The organism is Devosia sp. P3_B2 (assembly GCF_056402875.1).
Genome location: NZ_JBFUGO010000006.1, coordinates 47755 through 65236, shown reverse-complemented (window position 1 = coordinate 65236; position 17482 = coordinate 47755). Strand labels below are relative to the sequence as shown.

The window sequence follows — 17482 nt, the reverse complement described above, 5'->3', positions numbered from 1 at the left end:
AACGAAGTCGGCTCTAAGACAGGTTCCGGCCCCCCGTGCCGCACTCGTATCGACAAAGGCAGGCCCAGCCAGATGCAGCTCAAGAGCCAGGTAGAGTGGGCGCTCCACTGTTGCGCCATCCTCGCCGGTCTTCCGGCGAACCGGTACCTCGCGACCAAGGTGCTGGCGGAGTTCCACGGCGTGCCGAAGGAATATCTCTCGAAGGCCCTGCAGGCGATGTCGAATGCCGGCATCGTCGAGAGCACGCTGGGACCATCGGGTGGCTACCGACTGGCGAAAGCGCCGGCCGATATCTCTTTCCTCGAAGTGGTTGAGGCGGTGGAGGGACCGGGCTCCACCTTCGTGTGCACCCAGATCCGCCAGAACAACCCGTGCCGGCCGGAGGGTTATTGCGAGTCAAAGCCCTGCGCCGTCTCGCGGGTGATGTGGGAAGCCGACCAGGCGTGGCGGGACACGCTCCGCGCCGTGCCGATCTCGAAGCTGGTGAAGACGCTGGAAGCCGAGATCCCGCCCGAACTCTGGACGAAGAGTTTTGAGTGGGTGCTAGGCCGCTAGGTCGGCGACCACCGCGTCGAGCACCGGCCAGCCCTTGTCGGTGACGCGGATGAAGCCGTTGGGCAGGGTCTCGACGAAGCCGATCGACTTCAACTCGTTGATCTGGCGCTCGGAAATGGCGCGACCGGAGATTTTCTGGAAGCGCCGCGGATCGATCCCTTCGCGCAGGCGGAGGCCCATCACCAAGAGCTCGTCGCCCTCTTCTTCCCAGGTCAGGATGTCGTCGGTGACCATGCCGTGGCCGCGCGACTGCACCCGCTTCTGCCAGTCGAACGGCATCTTTTCGGTCGCCGTGGCATGGCGCTGGTTGTTGATCAACAGCCGGCCATGGGCGCCGGGGCCGACGCCGACATACTCGCCATAGCGCCAGTAGATCAGGTTGTGGCGGCTCTCCTGGCCGGGGCGCGCATGGTTTGAGATTTCATATGCTGGCAGGCCCGCATTGTGGGTCAATTCCTGCGTCATCTCGTAGAAATCTGCGCTCAGGTCCTCGCTCGGCATCTTGAGCTTGCCGGCGCGGAACAGGTCGTAGTAGCGCGTGCCCATCTCGATGGTGAGCTGGTAGAGCGACAGGTGCCCCTGCGCCAGCCACAGCGCCTCGGTCAGCTCGTCCTGCCACTCGTCGAGCGTCTGGCGCGGGCGGGAATAGATCAGGTCGAAGCTGGTACGCGGGAAGATCGATTGCGCCAGTCGCACCGCGGCGATGGCTTCATCGACGGTGTGGCGGCGGCCCAGTTCGGCCAGCGGCCCCTCGCGCAGCGACTGCACCCCGAGCGAGACGCGGTTGACGCCGGCGGAGCGATAGCCGCGGAAGCGATCGGCCTCGACGGAGGTCGGGTTGGCTTCAAGCGTGATCTCGGCGCGCGGGTCGATGACCCAATGTTTGGAGATCGCGTTGAGGATGCCTTCGACCGAGCGCGGGTCCATCAGCGACGGGGTGCCGCCACCGAAGAAGATCGACTGCACCGTACGGCCGGGCGTCTGCTTGGCGAAATGCGCCAGTTCGGCCGCGTAGGACTCGACGTAGGTCTGCTCGTCGAACTCACCACGGTGCACGTGCGAGTTGAAATCGCAGTAGGGGCACTTGGCGGCGCAGAAGGGCCAATGCACGTACACACCGAACAGGCCGTTGGAGCGCGGATCGACGGAGTTGTGGCCGAAGGTTTCAGTGCTCAACGCCGCCTCCCAGTGCATCGTCGACGAACTTGGCGAAGGCGCGGGCGCGGTGGGACAACCCAACCTTGCCCGGCGACCAGGAGTGCTTGGCCTCGGACGACATCTCGCCGAAGGTGATGTCGTAGCCGTCGGGCATGAAGACCGGATCGAACCCGAAACCCTTGTCGCCACGCGGCGGCCAGACCAGCATGCCTTCGGCCTTGCCCTCGTAGATCACCTCGCGCCCATCCGGGTGGGCGAGGCAGAGCGTGGCGTTGAAGGCACCGCGGCGTTCGCCCGGCGTGGTGGCGCCCACGGCCTGCAGCGCGTCCTCGACGCGGCGCATGCCGACCATGTAGTCGCGGCCGCCGTGGGCGCTGGAGCCGGCCCAGTTGGCGGTGTAGACGCCGGGCTGACCGCCGATGGCATTGACCGAGAGGCCGGAATCGTCGGCCAGCGCGATGTTGTTGGCAGCGGCCGCGGCGGCATGCGCCTTGATGCGGGCGTTCTCGATGAAGGTGGTGCCAGTCTCTTCCGGTTCCGGCAGGCCGAGTTCACCGGCCGACACGAGGTCGAGCCCGAACGGCGCCAGCAGTTCCTTGAACTCGGCGAGCTTGCCCGCATTGTGGGTCGCCAGCACCAGCCGGTCGCCGCGCCGCAATGTGAGCTTCGCCACCATCAGGAAAGGGCCGCCTTCTGCAGGGCCGTGAGTTCGCCGATTCCCTGCTCGGCCAGCGCCATCAGGCTGTTGAGCTCGTCGCGGCTAAACGGCGCCTGCTCGGCGGTGCCCTGGATCTCGACGAACTTGCCGGTGCCGGTCATGACGAAATTGGCGTCGGTGTGGGCCTCGACGTCCTCGAGATAATCGAGATCGAGCACCGGGCTGCCGCGATAGATGCCGCAGGAGATGGCGGCGACCGAATCGCGCAGCACCGGGCCCTTGGTGAGACCGCGGGCCTCGAGCCACTTGATGGCGTCGGCCAGTGCGATATAGGCGCCGGTGATCGAGGCGGTGCGGGTGCCGCCATCGGCCTCCAGCACGTCGCAGTCCAGCGTGATCTGATTCTCGCCCAGTGCCTGCATGTCGACGACGGCGCGGAGGCTGCGGCCGATCAGCCGCTGGATTTCCTGGGTGCGCCCGCTCTGCTTGCCCTGAGTAGCCTCGCGCTTGGTGCGCGAGCCGGTGGCGCGCGGCAGCATGCCGTACTCGGCGGTGACCCAGCCCATGCCGGAGCTGCGGCGCCAGGAGGGAAGCGTGGTTTCGACCGAGGCGGTGACGAACACCTTGGTCGAGCCGAAGCTGACGAGGCAGCTGCCTTCGGCCTTGGGGGCGACATTGCGTTCGAGCGTTACGGCCCGCATCTGGTCTGGCTGGCGTCCGGAAGGGCGCATATGGTCAAATCACTCGTTCTTGGAAATGCTGTTAACCGCCTCTTAACCCTGACCGTCCCCCCGAACAAGCAGCGGTCGCTTGGCGACACAGGCCTTTCCGCCTAAATGGTGAACATGGCAGATCGCGCAAAAGCTCCCGAAGACGTGCTCGCAGTGCTCAACGCCCGCAGCCAGGACATCTTCCGCAAGTTGGTGGAGCGCTATCTCGACACCGGCACGCCGGTGGCGTCGCGCGACCTGGCGCGGATGCTGAGCGTCGGGTTGAGCCCGGCTTCCGTGCGCAACGTGATGGCCGATCTCGAGGATTTGGGGCTGATCGCCTCACCGCACACCTCGGCCGGCCGGCTGCCGACGCAGCAGGGCTTGCGGTTCTTCGTCGACGCGATGCTGGAAGTCGGCGCGGTCAACGAGGACGAGAAGGCGGCGATCGCCAAGCAGTTCCAGGGGCCGGCCGTACATGGGCAGGTCGAGGACCTGCTCACCGAGGCGAGCCAGCTGCTCAGCGGCTTAAGTCATGGCGCCGGCGTGGTGATCGCGCAAAAGTCCGACCTGGTGCTGAAGCACATCGAGTTCATCCGGCTCGATGCCGAGCGCGCCATGGTGGTGCTGGTGGGCGAGGATGGCTCGGTGGAAAACCGCGTGCTGCCGCTGCCGCCGGGGCTGACGGCAAGCGCGCTGACGCAGGCCTCGAACTACCTGGCGCATTTTGCAGTGGGCAAGACGCTGAACGAGACCCGCAAGGCGCTGCAGGCGCAGCGCGAAGCCACTGTGCATGAGCTGGACGAGCTGACGCACAAGCTGGTGGATGCCGGGCTCGCGACGCTCTCGGGCTCGGGCAGCGCTTCGCCACCGACGGTGATCGTGCGCGGCCGGGCCAACCTCATCAACGACACCATGGCGTCCGAGGAACTGAGCCGGGTGCGCCAGCTGTTCGACGAACTCGAAAGCCGCGATGGACTGATCGAGCTGCTCGGCGATACCGAGACGGCGCAGGGGGTGAAGATCTTCATCGGCTCGGAGAACAAGCTGTTCTCGCTCTCCGGCTCGTCGGTGATCCTCAGCCCGTACAAGGATGCAAACCAGAAGGTCGTGGGCGTCCTGGGCGTCATCGGGCCGACGCGGCTCAATTATGCGCGCATCGTGCCGGTGGTGGATTATACCGCCAATGTCGTCTCCGCCATGATGGCCCGGAAGGGCTGAGACCGTACCGGAACCTTTCCTAGGCTTGAATCTTATCGCTCATTGGCCGATATGCGGGGCAAACGCGATCAGCGACAAAATCCAAGGTCCCAATGAACGACGATACGAGCAAGCCCGAGGACGACAAGGCCGCTTCCACCGCGACCGAAACCCAGGGCAACACGCCAGACGAAAAGACCGCCGAGACGGCAGCGACGCCCGATCCGATCGAGGCCCTGAAGGCCGAGAACCAGGACATGCGCGACAAGCTGCTGCGCACCATCGCGGAGATGGAGAACTTGCGTAAGCGCACCGAGCGCGAGATCGGCGATACGCGGTCCTATGCCATCGCCGGGTTCGCCCGCGATATGCTGACGGCCACCGATTCGCTGAGCCGCGCCCTGATGGTGCTGCCGGCCGAGGCCCGCGACAGCGCCGACCCGACGGTCCGCTCGCTGATCGAAGGCATCGAGATGACCGAGCGCGAGATGCAGCGGCTGCTCGCCAAGCACGGCGTCAAGCCGATCGAGGCGGAAGGCCAGAAGTTCGACCCGCACAAGCACCAGGCAATGTTCGAGGTCCCCGATCCGTCGCGGCCGGAAGGCACCGTGGTGCAGGTGGTGCAGGCCGGCTTCGCTATCGGCGACCGCGTGCTGCGCCCGGCCATGGTCGGCGTCGCCAAGGGCGGCGGCGCAACCGGCGCCCCGGCCGAAGGCGCAGTGGACAAGAGCGTTTGATCTCACCTTTCTGGTGATGTCGAGAAGGGCGCTCCGGCGCCCTTTTTTGTTGCCCGGTTGCGAAGGAGGAGCGCGATGGACAGCCTTTACGACGACGCCGATCTCTACGATCTCGTGGCGCCGCCGGTTGCCGCGATGGAGCGCTTCTACGTCGAAGCGGCAGGAGGACCGGGGCAGCGCGTGCTCGAACTCGCCTGCGGGTCGGGCCGCTTCACAGTGCCGCTGGCGGCAAGCGGAGCGCTGGTGACCGGGGGCGATCTGTCCGAAACCATGCTGTCGCGGGCCCGAGCCGCCGCGACCGAACGCGGTGTGTCGGCGGAGTTCCTTCAGCTCGACATGCGTGATTTCGTGCTCGGCCGGCACTTCGACGCGATCGTTATTGCCGCCAACTCGCTGATGCACCTCCACTCGCGCGCCGACTTCGCCCGAGCCTTCTCGGCTATCCGCCAGCATCTTGCGCCGGGCGGGCGGCTGGTATTCGACGTGTTCGTGCCGAGCCAGCGCCTGCTCAGCCTGCCGGCTGGGCGGCGTGAGCTGCTGGGCACGTTCGCGCACCCGCGTCTAGGTGACGTCACCGTTGAGGAGACGATTGCCTACGATCCGATCACCCAGGTGAGCCGCGCCGACTGGTACTGGTCCACAGTCGACCGCAAGGATTTCCGCCACACCCCGCTCGAACTACGGCAGATCTTTCCGCAGGAGCTGCCGCTGCTGCTCGCCTCGGGCGGGCTGCGGCTAGTGGAACGGTATGGGGATTTCAACCGGGGTGCACTGACGGCGGGCAGCCGGCGGCAGGTCTGTGTTTGCACAGCGGCGTAGGGCGTAGCGGCTCAGGCGTTCATGACTGCGTCGGGGGTGCACTGGGCCCCCTGGAACTTGAGCTTACCCTTGGCTCGGTCCTTGGCCACCTGCGTCTCGAACTTCTGCTTCAGCTTGCTGATCTCCGCCTCAGAGAAATCCTCCCAGTGGAGGCGCGCTACCGCGAACTTGATGTCGAGCTCACCCTCCTCCTTGACCTTTCGGGCGGCCGCATTCTTGCCTGCTGCGCGCAGGTCGGCGGCCTCGAGCAGGAAGCTGTAACCGCAATAGAGCGCGCGTTCGGTCTGCTTGGGCGCGGACTTCGCAAGTGAAGGAGTGGCAGCAATCAGGAGAGCCACGGAAACGGCGGCTAGGACGGCCAGGCGCATATGAATTCCCCCGATGGTTCAGTTCGCTGCCGAAACCACCAGGTCCGGGCACGTCGTCACATCATACTTCGCGCCGGGCTTGCCCATCTCGTCGACGACGCGGCTGTCATAGGCGTCGCGCAGCGCGGTGATGGCGTTGTCGTCGTTGCCTTCCGCTTCCAGCATCATGTCGGCGCGGCCGGCGAGGTCGTCGGACCAGGCCTCGTATTGCTGGGCTTCGGCGTCCTCGCCCGAATCGTAGGCGTCGGTGGCGAGCCAGAAGAAGGCGCTGCCGCACCAGAGCAGCCGGTCGGCGGCAGGTGACGGCTCGGCGGCGATGGCCGGCAGGCTCCACAGTCCGATCAGCAGCAACCCCAGAACGACCCTTCGCATCTCAACCCTCAGGCGATGTCCCCGGCGACGATCCGCTTGACCCCCGCGGCGGTCATGTCGGCCCAGGCCTGGGCCAGCGAGCCGCCGGTATCGATGGCGCGGCAGGCATCCTCGATCACATAGGTCTCAAAGCCGGCATGGGCCGAATCGACCGCCGTCCAGTTTACGCAGAAATCGGTGGCCAGACCGGCAATGAACAGCCGCTTGAATTTTCGCTCGCGCAGGTAGCCCTCGAGGCCGGTCTTGGTCTTCCTGTCGGCCTCCTGGAAGCCGGAATAGGAATCGACCACCTCGTGGTAGCCCTTGCGGATCACCAGCTGGGTGTGGGGCAGCTCGACATCGGCGGAGAATTCGGCACCGTGGGTGTCCCAGACGCAGTGGTCGGGCCACAGCACCTGCGGGCCGTAGGGCAGCTCCATCACCTCGAACGGCGTGGCGCTGGGGTGGGTCGAGGCGAACGAGATGTGGCCGCGCGGGTGCCAGTCCTGGGTCATCGCGACGTTTTCGAAGCGACGGCCGAGCCGGTTGATGGGGATGATGATCTCGTCGCCGCCGGCAACGGCAAGCTTGCCGCCGGGGAGGAAATCATACTGCAGGTCGACCACGAGGAAGAGGTCGTCGGAGCGCGGGGTAAAGGCCATGCGGGTCTTGTCTATCTCATTGGCCGATCAGGGCCGAACAATCCTGAAATGAAAAAGCAGCGTCGTCATTGGCGCGAGCCGAGCCGTTGACCACGCGGCCGATGGAATTTTCGAGGTCCTGGCGATAGTCGGCCAGTGCCTCATCGGTATAGCCGGCTTCGAGGTAGATCGGGATGGCGCGCTGCAGCAGCAACTGGCCGCCATCGGCATAGACCTTGGCCGAGGCCAGCTTCTCGGGCGTGGCGTCGGCCGGTGCGTCGCGGGTCATCAACTCGAATGCGGTGCCGCACCACATGTCCATCTGCGCCTCGGACGGCACCTCCTGCGCCATCGCGGCGAGGGGGAGCAATGCGGCCGCGAGGAGCGGGGCGATGACAAGGAACCTCAGCATGGTCGTGTTCCCCAAGACGGCAACGAGAGGCGGCAACGAGCGCTTCTTAGACCATAACCGGGGCCGCAACGACAAGCCGCGTCGGCGCACCACCGCGCCGCCGATGGTGAGATTTCTCTAACCACGGCAATATCAGGCCTTTGAGGCTTATCGGACTAAAATGCTAAGCGAAAGTCCGGCGCCGCGACTCCCGCGCGCCAGAACTGGGGGCTAAATTGAAACTGTCGATCCTGGGCGGCGCCGTGGCGCTGCTGGTCGCGCTGCCTGGCGCGGCGCTGGCCGAAGACCTGACCTTCAAGCTGACCAACAACTCGTCCTATGCGGTGAAGAGCCTCTTCACCTCCCCGGCCGATGTCGACAGCTGGGAAGAAGACGTGTTCGCCGACAAGTACCTGCCGGCCGGCAACTTCGTCGACGTCACCATCGGCGATGGCCGCGAGCAGTGCGTCTACGACATGAAATTCGTGCTGGAGGACGATTCCGAGTTCATCGAGCCGGGCGTCGACCTCTGCGAGCTGGGCGAATACACGCTGAGCGACGCGACGTAAGGCCTGCCGGAGGGCGTAGCGTAGCTGCGCTCTCCACCGTTGGTTTCTGTACAATCGGGGCCGCTGAAGCACCTCCTACGTGGTGTGTTCCACCCGAAAGCCGGGACTTTGTGCCCGGACTGCGCTTGCACCCCCAAAAACCCCCTCCTATATAGCGCTCAAGGCCCGGCGACGGGTCAGTTTCAACGCGGGAACCCGGACACCCGACGAGGGATCAGGAACTGCCGGATGGGGTTTCATCCGGGTTCGCCAGGAAAGAGGCAGTAGGTAATGGGTAAAGTCATCGGAATCGACCTGGGTACGACCAACAGCTGCGTCGCAGTCATGGACGGCGCGACCCCCAAGGTCATCGAGAATGCGGAAGGCGCACGCACCACGCCCTCCATGGTTGCGTTCACCAAGGACGGCGAGCGGCTCGTCGGCCAGCCGGCCAAGCGCCAGGCGGTCACCAACCCGGAAGGCACGCTGTTCGCGGTAAAGCGCCTGATCGGCCGGCGCTACAACGACCCGATGGTGGAAAAGGACAAGGGCCTCGTGCCCTTCAAGATCGTCAACGCCGACAACGGCGATGCCTGGGTCGAGGTCGAGGGCAAGAAGTACTCTCCCTCGGAAGTCTCGGCGATGATCCTCACCAAGATGAAGGAAACCGCCGAGTCGTATCTCGGCGAGAACGTCACACAGGCGGTGATCACCGTTCCGGCGTACTTCAACGATTCGCAGCGGCAGGCCACCAAGGACGCCGGCAAGATCGCCGGCCTGGAAGTGCTCCGCATCATCAACGAGCCGACGGCGGCAGCGCTCGCCTACGGGCTCGACAAGAAGAACACCGGCACCATCGCGGTCTATGACCTGGGCGGCGGTACCTTCGATATTTCCGTGCTCGAAATCGGCGACGGCGTGTTCGAGGTGAAGTCGACCAACGGCGACACCTTCCTCGGCGGCGAAGACTTCGACATGCGCCTCGTCGATTACCTCGCGGCCGAGTTCAAGAAGGACCAGGGTATCGACCTCAGGAGCGACAAGCTTGCGCTGCAGCGCCTGAAGGAAGCGGCTGAGAAGGCCAAGATCGAGCTCTCCAGCTCGACCCAGACCGAAATCAACCTGCCGTTCATCACCGCCGATGCCTCGGGTCCGAAGCACCTGACGCTGAAGCTGACGCGCGCCAAGCTCGAGAGCCTGGTCGACGACCTGATCCAGAAGACCGTCGACCCCTGTCGGCAGGCGCTGAAGGATGCGGGCGTTTCGGCTGCGCAGATCGACGAAGTGGTGCTGGTCGGCGGCATGACCCGTATGCCCAAGGTCATCGAGACGGTGAAGCAGTTCTTCGGCAAGGAGCCGCACAAGGGTGTGAACCCTGACGAGGTCGTTGCGATGGGTGCCGCCATCCAGGCCGGCGTGCTGCAGGGCGACGTCAAGGACGTGCTGCTGCTCGACGTGACCCCGCTCAGCCTCGGCATCGAGACGCTGGGTGGCGTGTTCACCCGCCTGATCGACCGCAACACCACGATCCCGACCAAGAAGAGCCAGACCTTCTCGACCGCCGAGGACAACCAGAACGCGGTGACCATCCGCGTATTCCAGGGCGAGCGCGAGATGGCCGCCAACAACAAGCTGCTCGGCAATTTCGACCTCGCCGGCATTCCCCCGGCGCCGCGCGGCGTGCCGCAGATCGAAGTCACGTTCGACATCGACGCCAACGGCATCGTGAACGTGTCGGCCAAGGACAAGGGCACCGGCAAGGAGCAGCAGATCCGCATCCAGGCCTCGGGTGGCCTTTCGGACGCCGATATCGAGCGCATGGTCAAGGAAGCCGAGCAGAACGCCGACGCCGACAAGAAGAAGCGTGAGGCGGTCGAGGCGAAAAATCAGGGCGAGTCGCTGATCCACTCGACCGAGAAGTCGCTGAAGGACTACGGCGACAAGGTCACCGCCGAAGAAAAGACTGCCATCGAGACGGCGATCACCGATCTGCGGGCCGTGCTCGAGGGCGACGACGCCGATGCGATCAAGGAGAAATCCGCGACGCTGGCCGAAGCTTCGATGAAGCTGGGCGAGGCGATGTACAAGCAGAGCCAGGCGGAAGCCGAGGCCAAGGCCGAAGGCGGCGACAACCCGGCCGACGACGATGTCGTCGACGCCGAGTTCGAAGAGGTCAAGGACGACAAGAAGTCGGCCTAACGACCCCGCAAGATTGATTCGAGGGCTCGGCGATTGCCGGGCCCTTTTTGTTTGCCGATGTGATAGGGATATGAATGTTCCCAGATCTCAGCAAATTCTCCGAACCGGAAAAGCTCCGGAAATTGATGGCCAACGCCCGCCGGCTCGGGCACGACGACTACGCGTTCCAGATCCGCATGCGGATCGCCGAACTCGCCGGCCTGCCGTTCCGTGACCCGCTCGAGCGCGAGTTCTGGACCGCGGTCAGTTACGCCGAAGAGGTGAAGACCGAAGCCAGCGGCAAGACCACACGGCTCGCCGGTACCCGCACCAAGCACAAGAAGTACGGCGCGATCCGCTGCCTCGGCGATTGGGCGATGGACCCCAACCCGACCGAAGGCCTCGACAGCCTCGTCGAGCACCAGCGGGCCGAACTCAGCGGCGAAGCGATCGTCGTGCGCCATGCCGACAAGTTCTCGGTGGAAGCGGTGGCCAACGCTGCCGCCAAGCTCGCCGCGCACGGCATCACCCGCGAACAGGTGGCATAAGCCACTCCGGCGAGTGGCATAGGCCTCGCGTTTCACGTGAATCAGCTTATCTTTTAGGGCCCTGGAGCGATCCGGGGTCTTTGTTTTATTTGACCGGCATCGCCCGATTCCGGCTTTTTCTAAATCCTGCCGCACCCCCGCCTAAATGTCTTCACATCGGCAACTAGACTCGCTGCCGTTCGAAAGTGGGCGCCGCGACCGTCAGCAGCGGGGCGCCCGTAAGGGACCAAGGATTACCCAGGGCCGGGGATTCCGAGGTTTGGGCGGCGACTCTCGAGAGGATTTTGTATGTCATCGGTAGAGGTGAGGAGGTTCGCCGAGAACGGCGGACTTCACGCGGCGGCGACCGATATGGAGCCGGCCGAGCGGCTTGATGCCGACATGCGGCATGTGCTCACGGTCCTGCAATCGATGGGCGGCAAGCGCATCGATGAGTGCCGTTCGCCCGAAGCGCGGGCCCTCCCGACGCTCGACATGGCGCTGCGCCGGATCCTCCGCGATCAGGTGGACGACATGGGCGTCGGCATGGAGATGCGGCTGATCCCCGGTCCTACGGACGACATCCGCGCCCGCATTTACGTGCCGCAGAACGACATCGTCATGGGCCTGAGGCCGATGATCCTGTTCCTCCATGGCGGCGGGTTCGTCTTGGGCGATGTGGACAACTACGATGCGACCCCGCGATCCCTCGCGGCCCGCACCGGCGCGGTCGTGGTCTCGGCGCACTACCGGCAGGCCCCGGAACACCGCTTCCCGGCGGCGCACGAAGATGCCTATGCGGCCTGGAGTTGGCTCCTCGAGCATGCCGAATCACTGGGCGGCGATCCGAAGCGCGCGGCGATCGTCGGCGAGGGCTCGGGCGGGAACCTGGCGGTCAACGTGGCGCTCAGGGCGCGGGCAGAGGAGAAGCCGCTGCCGATCCACCTCGGTCTCGTGACGCCGATGGCGGCTATGCTGTTCGACCTGCCCTCGCACCTCCAGAACGCCGAGAGCTTCCCCTTTTCCACCGCGACGCTCGAATGGGCGGCGCGAAAGCTGTTCCGCAAGAAGGACGACGCGCATGACGCGCGGATGAACATTGCCGGGCGGGTCGACCTTGCCGGTCTGCCGCCCGCGACGATCATCCTCGCCGAAGTCGATCCGTTGCGCTCGGAAGGCGAGGCGCTGGCCGATGCGCTGCGCCGCTCCGGCGTCTGGGTGGACATGACGCTCTACGAAGGGGTGACGCACGGCTTCTTCGGGCTTTATCGCATCGTCAACAAGGCGATGTTCGCGCAGGGCCAGTTGAGCCGGAACCTGGTCGCGGCATTCGGCGGCTAGCAGTTCACCTACATCGGACTGGTGGAAAAGCCACAGCGGGCACGTGCGTCGAGCCCGCAGGCCTCGATAGTGTTGCCGTCTCGCACCAGAGTACTTATCTAGGCCGGATGCCTGATGCGGGGCGCAGGCAACCAAGGACAAGGCCGATTGGCGAAACGCGATTTTTATGAAGTGCTCGGGGTCCCGAAAGGCGCCGACGAAGCGGTGCTCAAGGGCGCCTACCGCAAGCTTGCGATGCAGTTCCACCCCGACCGGAATCCGGGCAACGCCGACGCCGAACACAAGTTCAAGGAAATCAGCGAAGCCTACGACACGCTGAAGGACCCGCAGAAGCGCGCCGCCTACGACCGCTTCGGGCATGCGGCGTTCGAGAACGGCGGGCGTGGTCCGGCCGGGTTCGGGCCCGAGTTCACCTCGTCGATGTCCGATATTTTCGAGGACATCTTCGGCGACTTCATGGGCGGCCGCGGCCGCGGCGGCCAGTCCCGCTTGCGCGGCTCGGACCTGCGCTACAACCTCGAAATCAGCCTCGAGGAGGCATTTGCCGGCCGCACCGTCGATATCGACGTGCCGACGCTCGCCGCCTGCGAAACCTGTGACGGCTCCGGCGCCAAACCCGGCACCGGCATGTCGACCTGCCGGCACTGCAACGGCCAGGGCAAGGTGCGCGCGGCGCAGGGCTTTTTCACCATCGAGCGAACCTGCCCGATCTGCAACGGCCGCGGCCAGATCCTCGAGCAGCCCTGCACCGATTGCGGTGGCCAGGGCCGCCGCCAGCAGAACCGGACGCTCAGCGTCGATATCCCCAAGGGCATCGAGGACGGCACCCGCATCCGGCTCGCCAACGAGGGTGAGGCAGGCTTGCGCGGCGGACCGCCGGGCGATCTCTACATCTTCATCTCGATCAAGCCGCACGACCTGTTCCAGCGCGACGGCGCCGACCTCTACGCCCGCGTGCCCATCGCCATGACCACCGCGGCGCTCGGCGGCGAGTTCGAAGTGCCGACGCTCGACGCGGCTCGCGCCCGGGTGAAAGTCTCGACCGGCACCCAGCCCGGCCAGCGTGTCCGCCTCAAGGGCAAGGGCATGCCGATCCTCCGCTCCAAGGATTTTGGCGATCTCTACGTGCAGCTCGACGTCGAGACGCCGCAGAGCCTGTCGAAGCGCCAGCGCGAGCTGCTCGAGGAGTTCGAACGCGAATCGACCCGCGAGAACTCCCCCACCAGCGAAGGCTTCTTCGCCAAGCTGAAGAGCCTGTTCGAGAACTGACACCTGGACCGCCGGCGACGCTTCGCGCGTTGGCTGCTGACAGAAACTGGCATCCGCCCGGTCTAGGACTGGTGCCGTTCTCCTCAGCCCAAGGTGCTCCAGATGAAGTTTGCCTCCGTGCGGGTCGTCACCGATCAGTTCGATGTGCTCGTCGATTTTTATGCCGCGCTGACCGGTGTGCAGCCGACTAGGCTCGCTCCCGGCTTCGCCGAAATCCGGCTTGATGGTTGTACGCTAACCATCTCGTCGCGCGAGATCATCGAAAGAGTGAATGGCGGGGCGATCGTTCCCAGGGCCAACAGGTCGCTGATGATCGAGCTGCAGGTCGATGACGTGGACGGCCTGCTGGCGCGGACTGCGGCGCTGGCAGAGATCGTTCAGCAGCCAACCACCATGCCCTGGGGCAACCGCTCGATGCTGCTTCGCGATCCTGACGGAGCCATCATCAACATCTTCTCCCGTCCCAAGAATTGACGCTCGAGCCCTCGGTCACGCTTGCCACCAACGCCCAACGCCCGCTAGCGTCCGCCGCCATGACCGATACCTCTCCCCCCAAGACCGCCATCACCATCTGCGGCTCGCTCCGCAAGAACGCCATCAACGAGCCGCTCCGCCGGCACATGTCGGCAAAGCTCCGCGAAGCCGGCGTGATCGTCACCGATCTCGATCTCCACGATTTCGAGATGCCGATCTTCAACCAGGACATCGAGGATGCCGGCGAAACGCCGGAGGCGGCGAAGCGCCTTGCGGAGATGTTCCGCAGCCACGACATCGTCCTCATCATCAGCCCCGAATACAATGGCGGGATCACCCCGCTGATCGCCAATGTGGTGTCCTGGGTGAGCCGGGAGAAGCCGAACCCGTTCAAGCACGCGGTGTTCGGCATCGGCGGGATGAGCGACGGCAAGTACGCCACGATCTTCGCGCTGTCGCACTTGCGCGACTCGCTGAGCAAGATCGGCGCACTGGTGGTGCCGACGCTGCTTGGCCTCGGGCCCTATCCCGCTGTGTTCGACGAGAACGGCGAGCCGAACGAGGCCAACATCAAGTGGAAGGTCGGACAGATGGTGCGCGAACTCACCCACTTCTCGCGCGGCGGCATCTGACCGGTGTACGCACTATACGTTACTCACCCCGAGGTGGTGATCGACCCCAAGGTGCCGACGCCACACTGGGGGCTCTCGGCGCTGGGACGGTCGCGGGCAGAACGTTTTGCGAACCATCCACTGGTGAATGACCTGACCCGGATCGTCTCGAGCACGGAAACCAAGGCTCTCGAGCTGGCGGCGATTCTCGCCACCGGCTGTGGCGCGCTTGTGGATAGCGGGGATAAGTTCGGCGAGAACGATCGCAGCAGTACTGGTTTTGTTCCCGCGGCCCGGTTCGAGCAACTGGCCGACGCGTTGTTCGCGCGCCCCGATGAGTCGGTCGAGGGCTGGGAGACCGCGCGGGCCGCACAGAAGCGTGTGGTCGGCGCGTTCAACGAGGTGCTGGCCGGCCACGATCCGCGGCTGCCAATCGCCTTAACCGGACATGGCGCCGTCGGCACGCTGCTGAAGTGCCACCTCGGCAACCTCACCATCGCACGGTCGGAAGACCAGCGCCGGATCGGCAATCCGGGCGGCGGCAATGTGTTCGTCGTGCGGCTCAGCGACCGGAAGCTGCTAACCGACTGGATCCCGATGGAAGACCTGCCGGCGACGATCGACGGGCTCTGAACTCCGCGCACGCACAGGACCTCGGTGATCCTCCCCCGTGGAACGGGTGGAGGGGGCGACGGGAAGCGCCGGTGTTTATGGCCGCCCCCTCCACCAGCTTTGCTGGGCCCCTCCCCCGCCACGCGGGGGAGGATCACCGAGAGTTCAGTGCCCGACGATTACCTCCCTACGGGCCATCCTTCCGCCCCGGCGTCCACTCGCCCAACCCGAACAGCTCCACCGCATCCTCCAGCGCCAGCTTCAGCCGATCGAGCCGGGCCACGTCGTGATCGACCTCGCGCAGCCGGGTCGGACCGGCGAGCGGCGCCTTCGACAGCAACTCGGTCCCTGCCTCGGTCAGCCCCACCAACCGGGCGCGGCGATCGCGCGGGTCGGTCTTCACCGTCACCAGGTCCATGCGGCGCAGCTCGTCGATCGATTGGCCGAGTGTCGCCGGATGCATCACCAGCGCCTTGCGCAGCGCGGCGAGCGGCAGCTGCGGGCGCTCGGCGCAGATGCGGAGCACCGAAAGCTGCAGCCCGGTGATGCCGAACCGCTTCTTCAGGTCGGCGTGGAAGGCCTCGGTGGCACGCTCGAGTCGCACCCAGGCGACGACGGCGGAAAACGCCTGCTGCTGCATGATTGGTCTAATGATTCCATTGAGTTGGGCGGACGCTATGGGGCCATAACATCGCGCGCAAGCGGGCATTTCTACTTGCCCGATTCGGCCGGCTGTGGCACTGACCGGAAAATCCGGAGACATCTGATGGCAGGCACACTGATCGTCGCACTCGATCTCGACACCCGAGACGAGGCGGAACGCTTGATCACGCAACTCGGCGACTCCGTCGATTTCTACAAGATCGGATACCAGCTGTTCTACGGCGGCGACGGGCTGAACCTCGGCAAGGCCCTGCTCGCCGCAGGCAAGCGCGTGTTCTTCGATCTCAAGATGCTCGACATCGACAACACGGTCGAAAAGGGCGTCGCGGCGATCGCGAAAACCGGCGCGACGATGGTCACCGTCCACGCCTATCCGCAATGTATGCGCGCGGCCGTGCGCGGCGCGGCCGGATCGGACCTCTGCGTGCTGGGCGTTTCGGTGCTGACCTCGATGGACGACGCGGACCTCGCCGAGGCCGGCTTTGCCCGCGACACGGCCGGGCTCGTCGCGCTGCGAGCACAACAAGCGCGTGACGCCGGTATTGGCGGGCTGGTCAGCTCGCCGCATGAGGCCGAGATGGTGCGCTCGATCGTCGGGCCGAAGATGGCCATCGTCACCCCCGGCATCCGGCCGGCCGGCAGCGCGCACGGCGACCAGAAGCGGGTCACTGGCCCGGCAGAAGCGTTGGCCGCCGGGGCAAGCCACCTCGTGGTCGGGCGCCCGATCACCGCCGCGGCCCATCCATTGAGTGCGGCGCAGGCGATTCTCGCCGAGATGGCGGGTGGCACCCGGCTGGCATGAGCGCGGCGGCTGGGCTATAGGCGTCGGCACGAGTTCCGTAGGAGCAAGCATGTCTGACCTCAAGGTCGCCATCGCCGGCGCAGGCGGCAAGATGGGCGCAGCCAATATCCGCGCCATCGCCTCGACGCCCGGGATTACCGTAGTCTCGGCCTTCGATCGCGCCGGGGCGCCGGTGATCGGCAAGGATGCGGGCGAGCTGGCCGGCATCGAGGCGCTGGGCGTCACAGTCGTCGACGACATTGCAGCGGCGCTCAACGGCGCCGATGCCATCGTCGATTTCACCGCGCCGGCCAACTCCGTGGCGCTGGCGAAGGAAGCGGCGAAGCGCGGCCTAGTCCACATCATCGGCACAACGGGTTGCAGCGAAGCGGACGACGCGGCGATCCACGAGGCAGCCTCGGGCGCGCGCATCGTCAAGGCCGGCAACTTTTCCCTCGGCGTGAACCTGCTGATGGGCCTCGTGAAGCAGGCGGCGGCCGCGCTGCCGGGCTTCGACATCGAAATCCTCGAGATGCACCACAACAAGAAGGTCGACGCCCCCTCGGGCACCGCCTTGATGCTCGGTGAAGCCGCAGCCCGTGGGCGGAACCTCGACCTCAAGACGCATTCGGTTCGCGTACGCGACGGCCATACTGGCCCGCGCGAGGAAGGCAGCATCGGCTTTGCGACGCTGCGCGGCGGCAACGTCATCGGGGAGCACCGCGTGATCCTCGCCGGCCCCAGCGAGCGGATCGAACTCAACCACATCGCCGACAACCGGGCGCTGTTCGCCGACGGCGCAGTGCGCGCCGCGCTCTGGGCCCGCAGCCAGAAGCCGGGCTTTTACAACATGGCCGACGTGCTCGGCTTCAACTGACAAGGGTTTTGAC

General features: G+C 65.6%; 22 protein-coding genes. 14 read left to right on the top strand and 8 right to left on the bottom strand.

Annotated elements, in window-relative coordinates:
* Positions 1-72: 72 nt before the first annotated feature.
* Positions 73-555, top strand: a complete 483-nt coding sequence (locus AC1DV8_RS10510) for an RrF2 family transcriptional regulator (protein ID WP_477151785.1) — start codon at positions 73-75, stop codon at positions 553-555.
* On the opposite strand, the gene hemW is transcribed toward AC1DV8_RS10510, so the two are convergent.
* Genes hemW through rph form a run of 3 tightly spaced genes read right to left on the bottom strand, consistent with a single transcriptional unit; the run spans position 544 to position 3102 of the window.
* Positions 544-1731: a radical SAM family heme chaperone HemW gene (hemW, locus tag AC1DV8_RS10505; protein WP_477157430.1), complete on the bottom strand. Its 1188-nt coding sequence runs from the start codon at positions 1729-1731 to the stop codon at positions 544-546. The genes AC1DV8_RS10510 and hemW overlap by 12 nt on opposite strands.
* Entirely contained in the window at positions 1721-2389 is a 669-nt protein-coding gene (locus AC1DV8_RS10500) for a non-canonical purine NTP pyrophosphatase (protein WP_477157429.1), read from the bottom strand. The genes hemW and AC1DV8_RS10500 overlap by 11 nt, the downstream gene beginning before the upstream one ends.
* Complete coding sequence (gene rph, locus AC1DV8_RS10495) at positions 2389-3102, bottom strand: ribonuclease PH (RefSeq protein WP_477157428.1); 714 nt, start codon at positions 3100-3102, stop codon at positions 2389-2391. Before rph ends, AC1DV8_RS10500 begins: the two co-directional genes overlap by 1 nt.
* A 105-nt stretch (positions 3103-3207) precedes the next feature.
* Between rph and hrcA the strand changes: the two genes are divergently transcribed.
* The 3 genes from hrcA to AC1DV8_RS10480 all read left to right on the top strand — a co-directional run bounded on the left by hrcA (position 3208) and on the right by AC1DV8_RS10480 (position 5837).
* Positions 3208-4302: a heat-inducible transcriptional repressor HrcA gene (gene hrcA / locus AC1DV8_RS10490; RefSeq protein WP_477151789.1), complete on the top strand. Its 1095-nt coding sequence runs from the start codon at positions 3208-3210 to the stop codon at positions 4300-4302.
* Between the two features lie 92 nt (positions 4303-4394).
* On the top strand, positions 4395-5018 hold the full coding sequence (gene grpE, locus AC1DV8_RS10485) for a nucleotide exchange factor GrpE (RefSeq protein WP_477151790.1): 624 nt from the start codon (positions 4395-4397) through the stop codon (positions 5016-5018).
* 75 nt (positions 5019-5093) lie between these two features.
* Positions 5094-5837, top strand: coding sequence for a class I SAM-dependent DNA methyltransferase (locus AC1DV8_RS10480; RefSeq protein ID WP_477157427.1), 744 nt, complete (start codon positions 5094-5096; stop codon positions 5835-5837).
* Between the two features lie 11 nt (positions 5838-5848).
* On the opposite strand, the gene AC1DV8_RS10475 is transcribed toward AC1DV8_RS10480, so the two are convergent.
* From AC1DV8_RS10475 to AC1DV8_RS10460, 4 genes are read right to left on the bottom strand one after another with little or no spacing between them, the layout of a single operon-like run.
* Complete coding sequence (locus AC1DV8_RS10475) at positions 5849-6205, bottom strand: hypothetical protein (protein WP_477157426.1); 357 nt, start codon at positions 6203-6205, stop codon at positions 5849-5851.
* An 18-nt stretch (positions 6206-6223) separates the two neighbouring features.
* Entirely contained in the window at positions 6224-6577 is a 354-nt protein-coding gene (locus AC1DV8_RS10470) for a hypothetical protein (RefSeq protein WP_477157425.1), read from the bottom strand.
* A gap of 8 nt (positions 6578-6585) precedes the next feature.
* Positions 6586-7218: a bifunctional nicotinamidase/pyrazinamidase gene (gene pncA / locus AC1DV8_RS10465; protein ID WP_477157424.1), complete on the bottom strand. Its 633-nt coding sequence runs from the start codon at positions 7216-7218 to the stop codon at positions 6586-6588.
* A 16-nt stretch (positions 7219-7234) separates the two neighbouring features.
* A complete protein-coding gene (locus tag AC1DV8_RS10460) occupies positions 7235-7609 on the bottom strand; it encodes a hypothetical protein (protein ID WP_477157423.1) in 375 nt (124 codons plus the stop codon).
* Positions 7610-7824: 215 nt separating this feature from the next.
* On the opposite strand from AC1DV8_RS10460, the gene AC1DV8_RS10455 reads away from it, so the two are divergent.
* From AC1DV8_RS10455 to AC1DV8_RS10420, 8 genes are all read left to right on the top strand, one after another.
* The gene (locus AC1DV8_RS10455; RefSeq protein ID WP_477157422.1) at positions 7825-8157 is read left to right on the top strand and encodes a hypothetical protein; all 333 of its coding nucleotides are present in this window, start codon (positions 7825-7827) and stop codon (positions 8155-8157) included.
* A gap of 270 nt (positions 8158-8427) precedes the next feature.
* Positions 8428-10335, top strand: a complete 1908-nt coding sequence (gene dnaK, locus AC1DV8_RS10450) for a molecular chaperone DnaK (protein ID WP_477151796.1) — start codon at positions 8428-8430, stop codon at positions 10333-10335.
* Between the two features lie 74 nt (positions 10336-10409).
* Positions 10410-10862: a hypothetical protein gene (locus AC1DV8_RS10445; protein ID WP_477151797.1), complete on the top strand. Its 453-nt coding sequence runs from the start codon at positions 10410-10412 to the stop codon at positions 10860-10862.
* A 288-nt stretch (positions 10863-11150) separates the two neighbouring features.
* Complete coding sequence (locus AC1DV8_RS10440) at positions 11151-12182, top strand: alpha/beta hydrolase (protein ID WP_477157421.1); 1032 nt, start codon at positions 11151-11153, stop codon at positions 12180-12182.
* Between the two features lie 147 nt (positions 12183-12329).
* Positions 12330-13451 carry a molecular chaperone DnaJ gene (gene dnaJ, locus AC1DV8_RS10435; protein ID WP_477151799.1) on the top strand — a complete coding sequence of 374 codons (1122 nt, stop codon included), beginning with the start codon at positions 12330-12332 and terminating at the stop codon, positions 13449-13451.
* A 102-nt stretch (positions 13452-13553) separates the two neighbouring features.
* On the top strand, positions 13554-13925 hold the full coding sequence (locus tag AC1DV8_RS10430) for a VOC family protein (RefSeq protein WP_477157420.1): 372 nt from the start codon (positions 13554-13556) through the stop codon (positions 13923-13925).
* Between the two features lie 59 nt (positions 13926-13984).
* A complete protein-coding gene (locus tag AC1DV8_RS10425) occupies positions 13985-14557 on the top strand; it encodes an NADPH-dependent FMN reductase (RefSeq protein WP_477157419.1) in 573 nt (190 codons plus the stop codon).
* A 36-nt stretch (positions 14558-14593) separates the two neighbouring features.
* Entirely contained in the window at positions 14594-15169 is a 576-nt protein-coding gene (locus AC1DV8_RS10420; protein ID WP_477151802.1) for a histidine phosphatase family protein, read from the top strand.
* 166 nt (positions 15170-15335) lie between these two features.
* Here the strand turns inward: AC1DV8_RS10420 and AC1DV8_RS10415 are convergent, their stop codons facing one another.
* A complete protein-coding gene (locus tag AC1DV8_RS10415; RefSeq protein ID WP_477151803.1) occupies positions 15336-15788 on the bottom strand; it encodes a MarR family transcriptional regulator in 453 nt (150 codons plus the stop codon).
* A gap of 126 nt (positions 15789-15914) precedes the next feature.
* On the opposite strand from AC1DV8_RS10415, the gene pyrF reads away from it, so the two are divergent.
* Complete coding sequence (gene pyrF / locus AC1DV8_RS10410; protein ID WP_477157418.1) at positions 15915-16613, top strand: orotidine-5'-phosphate decarboxylase; 699 nt, start codon at positions 15915-15917, stop codon at positions 16611-16613.
* A 49-nt stretch (positions 16614-16662) separates the two neighbouring features.
* Entirely contained in the window at positions 16663-17469 is an 807-nt protein-coding gene (gene dapB / locus AC1DV8_RS10405; protein ID WP_477157417.1) for a 4-hydroxy-tetrahydrodipicolinate reductase, read from the top strand.
* Positions 17470-17482: the final 13 nt, after the last annotated feature.